A 5,041-nucleotide genomic window follows, 5' to 3' on the forward strand; every position below is an offset into this window, starting at 1 on the left:
GCCTAAGAGCAGACACTGCCGACGACCACGCTGGAGGTCGCGGTTGCGCCAATAGGACCTTGACGGGTAGGCGTTCTCTCAGCCAGCACGGACCTATTACAAGATCGAATTGGTCATATTCTGATACCACTAGTCCGCAATTGATTGATGTATTGCGGTTCTTGCAACTCAGGCACTGTAAGGCCATGCGATCGTGCTCTAAGGCGGCAAAACTGTTATATTGATTTTACAGCTACGAAATTGTCGTGGGGACGACCATGCGGATCGCGATTATGGGTTCCGGCGCTATCGGCGGTTATCTTGGCGCACGGCTCGCCCGGGCCGGCCAGGAGGTCACCTTTATTGCGCGTGGTGCCCACCTCGAAGCAATGAGAAGTCATGGATTGCAGCTGGAAAGCCCGCTCGGCAACATCAACCTGAGCCAGGTCACTGCTACTGAGACGCCCGGTGATATCGGTCCTGTCGACGTCGTGATCTTCGCCGTCAAGCTCTACGACAGCGAGAAAGCGGCCGCAGCAATTGTGCCGATGGTCGGACAGGGAACGAGGGTGGTGACCCTGCAGAATGGCATCGACAGCGTCGAGACCCTTGCTCGATTTGTGCGGCCTTCGCAGGTTGTCGGCGGTGCCGCCTACATTTCGGGATATCTCAAACAGCCCGGTTTGATCGTACATGTAGGTGGCGCGACGCAGTTCCAAATAGGCGGACGAAATGACCCGATCATCGGCGCGCTGCAAACTGCTTGCACTCAAGCCGGGAGCATTGGACTGCAAACGTTTGACGATATCGATCAGGTGCTTTGGACCAAGTTCGTCACACTCTGCACTTTTTCAGGTGCGACGAGCTTATTACATTCTGGAATTGGATCGATCCTGACCGACCCTGAATCCCGGATACTCCTCGACCAATTGCGAGATGAAGGCATGGCGGTGGCATCGGCAGCCGGCCATCCGATGCAGGACGGGTACGAAGCGCACGCTCTATCGCTCTGGCAAAATCTACCACCCGCTACGCGCTCATCGATGGCCAACGATCTTTTGCAAGGCAAGCCGCTGGAGCTTGCATGGCTTTCAGGACGAATGCACGCGCTTGGAAACGAGCTTGGCGTACCGACGCCAGCGCATACGGTGGTTTATCGCGCATTGCATTTACACGCCAAGGGTATTGAGTCTTAGGTGTGAGGCGAACCGATTTTGGGGGAACAAATGAAAACCGATCACGATTTGGTTGAAAGCGCTTCTTCGAATAGCACCGACGATGCTCAAGCCATGTTCAATAAGCATCTGGCGACTTACCGGAAGATTGTCGGCGAAAACCTCATGTTTCACCGCGAGGTCTATGGCTTGCTTCATGAGCTGCTCTCCCAAAAGATGCTGAAGCCGTTCAAGTTTCTGGATATCGCTTGCGGGGATGCGGTCGCTTCGGCGGCCGTGCTAAAGGGGAGCGCCATCGACCACTATTACGGGATCGACCTCTCTCCGCAGTCCTTGGAGCTCGCAAGAGATTCGCTGGAGCCCCTGCTGTGTCCCGTCGACCTGCGTTGTTGCGACTTCGTAGAAGCTATGGCCGACTGGTCCGATGTCGTAGACATCGTTTGGATTGGAATGTCGCTTCATCATCTGCCGCCGGAAGGAAAGGTCCGACTGATGAAAAATGTGCACGATGCGCTTAGCCCTAGCGGCCAGTTTTTGATTTGGGAACCCACTCTTCTTGATGGGGAGAACCGCGCCGAATGGCTTGATCGGTTTTCGGCATATCGGACCGTATGGGCCGCAATCACCGACGAAGAATTCGCGACGATGGAAGCCCATATGAGCTTGGCCGACTTCCCGGAATTGGCCGAAACTTGGAAGGCCATGGGCCATCAAGCCGGATTCTCTCATGCCGAACAAATATTCCTGATGCCCAATCGTTTCGGGAGAGTCTTCCAATATTGGAGCTAACATCGCGTTCGCATCCCTCGTGGGGTTGGCACAAGCTATAACGGATGCGCGACTAGGTCCGGCTGGAGATGGTTTCCCCTCCCAGTCGACGGGGTTTGCAAAAGGCGGAGGCCGAGGTAGAGCTACACCACGTAGGCTAACAGGAGGGGCAGCGCCATGGAAACCATCGCAATCGACAATCGCAATGAGTTCGCGCTTTGGGCAATCGAACGGGCCCACGCAATCGTATCTGATCAGGSGACMGCGCTTGCTTTAGCSGCWCRTGAGAGTGGAGAGGACGCGATCAGGGAGGCTGGCAACGCGCTAGGCAAGGAAATYACACACGCGCTCTTAGAAGTCTTTGACGGACTGCTGCCGAGCGAAGCGTCGAAGGACCTTGACTAGCATGACCGTCGATGATCGAGAGCTAATGACGGAGATCAGTGCGCAAGCTCGCAGAGCAAGGTCGCCCGAAGGTGGCRGACGTACTAGCGTTGGCAATTKCACTCCAACGCGACTTCCCCCACCGCAGCGTGGATGAAATTCACACGAAGCTGAAGAGCGTCTGGCGGCGAGAGGCCTGTCTTGGAGTGGCGACTAGCTCAACCGCAGGGCCAAGCGCCATGACGCCTTGCGGCAGCGCATCCTTCGCCATAAATGCGACTGGCAATCAAGAGGCGGTCGATGCCATTAGACATAGGATCGTGGAAATAGAATCTATTCTTGCGCGAAATGACAAATAAGCGGTTCCCTGGCGTAGACCGCAACCATCGGGATTACTTCATCTATTCGCTTTATCTTGACTCGCCACCGAAACTTGGGCGCAAACGTTCCCTGAACTCCACGGTCGCGTAGGATGTCGTGATACTTTCAACCGACTTCGTTATGTATCCTTTGGCGGCCATCGCCGTTATCGTGGCCGTCTGGCTATTTTTATAGTGCGTCACCGGATGCGCTGACAGCGGTGTTTCCGCGGGCCGACGAGCGTGGTGAATTCCACTACATATTGCGCTAAAGGGGCGATAAATCCCCGTTATCTTGGATATAGTAGCCGCGCGATGCGAAGCGCTTGCGGATGGACTCCATGTCAGTCCAAATTCGGTGGGAGGTTCTTTTCAGTGTATAGCGCCATACGGAGCTCCCAATACCAACCATTACGCCTATCGTCGCCACGACAACCGGGCTCTGCCCATCCTCTATACCCACATCGAATAGCGAACCTCCAACAAACAGCAGCGCTCCTGCCAACATTATGTAGGTGGCGAAGGCCTCGTTCCCGGACGACGACTGCCATTCTCTTAAGGCTCGCTTATAGCGCTCGGAATCCACAAGCCATTGTTCATTCATAGCTAAATCTCCCATGCTTCGCGATGATATGGGAGGATTGCCTTCTGCAAAGTCAGCATCATTGTGTAGGCTCCTTGCGGACGTAGGGCTGCATTTCCAATCAAATGTTTTCAACGGTGCGTAAAATAATGGCGGATTTCATGCGGGCCAAATAAGTGGCGTTCAAACTCCTGCTGCCACTTAGCGCCCGACTTGTAAGGGTAATCAAACTGATGTTGTTGGACTGGAACCAACTTCTTCCCTGGCGATCACTTACGAAGCAAGGCACTGTTCAACGCACTCGATCACATCCTCACAATCGAAAGGTTTCTTGAAATAGGCAATGGCCCCAGCTGACATGACCTGCCGGTGTATCCTCTCATCCTCGAACGACGTAATGAATATGGTCGGCATTGTGTCGCCGCTCCTGCGCAATGTAAGAAACAGCTCCCCCCGCCCATCCCATTCATCTGCACATCCGTTATAAGGCAGTCAATTTCGACGGAGTCTCTTTGCGCCAGGAAGGCTTCGGCGTTTGCAAAACCATGGATATCGAGACCGTGAGCACCGATCAGATTCTCCAGGRCAGCCCGCAATGACGCGTCGTCCTCGACGACAGCTATCGATTTCAGGTTGGACAAGGGGCAAGGCCTTCACGTATTGAACGCTTGAACACGACTTCCGATAAATGCGCCCGTGGCCCAAAAGCTTCAATAATACTCACGTTTACGTCGCGACAGAAGTTTTCAGGCAGGGCAAAATCGTCTCGTAGACCTTGACGAGCTCGGCAAAACGTCCGCATCCCCATCTTTTCCATCATATGGCCACGGTTAATTTCCACAGTTATCTCAGTTTGCCTGCGATCTGCTTACTCATGAGGCAGGTCGTTAAGAGCTCTGCCATCTCACGCTCCCGAGTCGTCAGGCTCTCGTACCGCTTCACCAGGGCCGAAAGACGTGTTCGCAGCGGCGATGCTGACTTCGCCATCATCCGGCCTCCGTTTTTACGGGAACGGTGAATTCGAATGTCGTTCCCGCACCCGGCAGGGACCTGGCAATTATGCTCCCTCCATGGGCAGTCACGATGGAGCGGCAAATTGACAAGCCCACTCCCATGCCGTCCGGCTTGGTCGTGTAGAAGGGGCTGAACAGCTTTTCCCGGGTTTCAGGTGTAAGCCCCGGCCCGCTGTCGTGAATCTTCACGAGGGCCACGCGTTCATGGGAGATTGATTCGATCAGCAGATTCCGAATATTTTCGGATGTCTGTGACATTGCCTGAATAGCGTTCAACAGCAGGTTCAGGATTACTTGCTGCAGTTGTACCCTATCACCACAGACCTGTGGGAGATCGGCAGCCAAAGCGAATTGCAGGCTCACCCGATTGATGTCAATTTCCCTTTGGACCAGTGCAACCGTCTCTTGCAGAAGCTCGTTGAGGTTGACGTGCTCCGCGACCGGGGACGATTTCTTCGACAATGCGCGCAAGTTCTTGATGATCTCGCTGGCGCGGTTGGCATCGGCGACCATGCTCTCCATCGAAGATTGAACTTTCGCCAGATCCGGCTCGGCACGTTTCAGCCAACGTAAGCCTGCTGCCCCATTAGTGATCATGGCAGCCAACGGTTGATTAAGTTCATGGGCGATCGACACTGTCAGTTCGCCAAGCGTTGCGACCCTGGAAACATGCGTCAGCTCCATTCGGGCGGAATGAAGCTGGTTTTCGGTTTCTCTCCTCGCGGTTACATCCATGATGCTGACAAGGACCATGTCGAGAGCCGGACGATCCGCTGGAAA

Annotated in this window: 5 protein-coding genes and 1 pseudogene; 3 read left to right on the plus strand and 3 right to left on the minus strand. The window is 54.6% G+C overall.

The genetic code is table 11. From position 1 onward, the window contains the following. Nucleotides 1-257: 257 nt before the first annotated feature. The 3 genes from ACXJ5O_RS18540 (at nt 258) to ACXJ5O_RS18550 (ending at nt 2,327) form a co-directional block, all read left to right on the plus strand. Nucleotides 258-1,175 carry a ketopantoate reductase family protein gene (locus ACXJ5O_RS18540; protein ID WP_457301182.1) on the plus strand — a complete coding sequence of 306 codons (918 nt, stop codon included), beginning with the start codon at nt 258-260 and terminating at the stop codon, nt 1,173-1,175. A 30-nt stretch (nt 1,176-1,205) separates the two neighbouring features. Beyond that, complete coding sequence (locus tag ACXJ5O_RS18545) at nt 1,206-1,943, plus strand: class I SAM-dependent methyltransferase (RefSeq protein ID WP_457301183.1); 738 nt, start codon at nt 1,206-1,208, stop codon at nt 1,941-1,943. A gap of 156 nt (nt 1,944-2,099) precedes the next feature. Next, nucleotides 2,100-2,327, plus strand: coding sequence for a hypothetical protein (locus tag ACXJ5O_RS18550; RefSeq protein ID WP_457301184.1), 228 nt, complete (start codon nt 2,100-2,102; stop codon nt 2,325-2,327). Between the two features lie 1,194 nt (nt 2,328-3,521). Here the strand turns inward: ACXJ5O_RS18550 and ACXJ5O_RS18555 are convergent. The 3 genes and pseudogenes from ACXJ5O_RS18555 to ACXJ5O_RS18565 form a co-directional block, all read right to left on the minus strand. Continuing rightward, on the minus strand, nt 3,522-3,662 hold the full coding sequence (locus tag ACXJ5O_RS18555; RefSeq protein ID WP_457301186.1) for a hypothetical protein: 141 nt from the start codon (nt 3,660-3,662) through the stop codon (nt 3,522-3,524). Between the two features lie 98 nt (nt 3,663-3,760). After that, a pseudogene (locus ACXJ5O_RS18560) lies at nt 3,761-3,889 on the minus strand (hypothetical protein); the annotation flags it as partial. Between the two features lie 345 nt (nt 3,890-4,234). Then, nucleotides 4,235-4,897, minus strand: coding sequence for a sensor histidine kinase (locus tag ACXJ5O_RS18565; protein WP_457301185.1), 663 nt, complete (start codon nt 4,895-4,897; stop codon nt 4,235-4,237). Nucleotides 4,898-5,041: the final 144 nt, after the last annotated feature.

The sequence above is a fragment of the Phyllobacterium sp. P5_D12 genome (genome assembly GCF_054049495.1).

Coding starts and splice junctions, on each gene's coding strand:
- ACXJ5O_RS18555 (WP_457301186.1), bottom strand. CDS start 3,662: ATGCCGACCATATTCATTACGTCGTTCGAGGATGAGAGGATACACCGG.
- ACXJ5O_RS18540 (WP_457301182.1), top strand. CDS start 258: ATGCGGATCGCGATTATGGGTTCCGGCGCTATCGGCGGTTATCTTGGC.
- ACXJ5O_RS18545 (WP_457301183.1), top strand. CDS start 1,206: ATGAAAACCGATCACGATTTGGTTGAAAGCGCTTCTTCGAATAGCACC.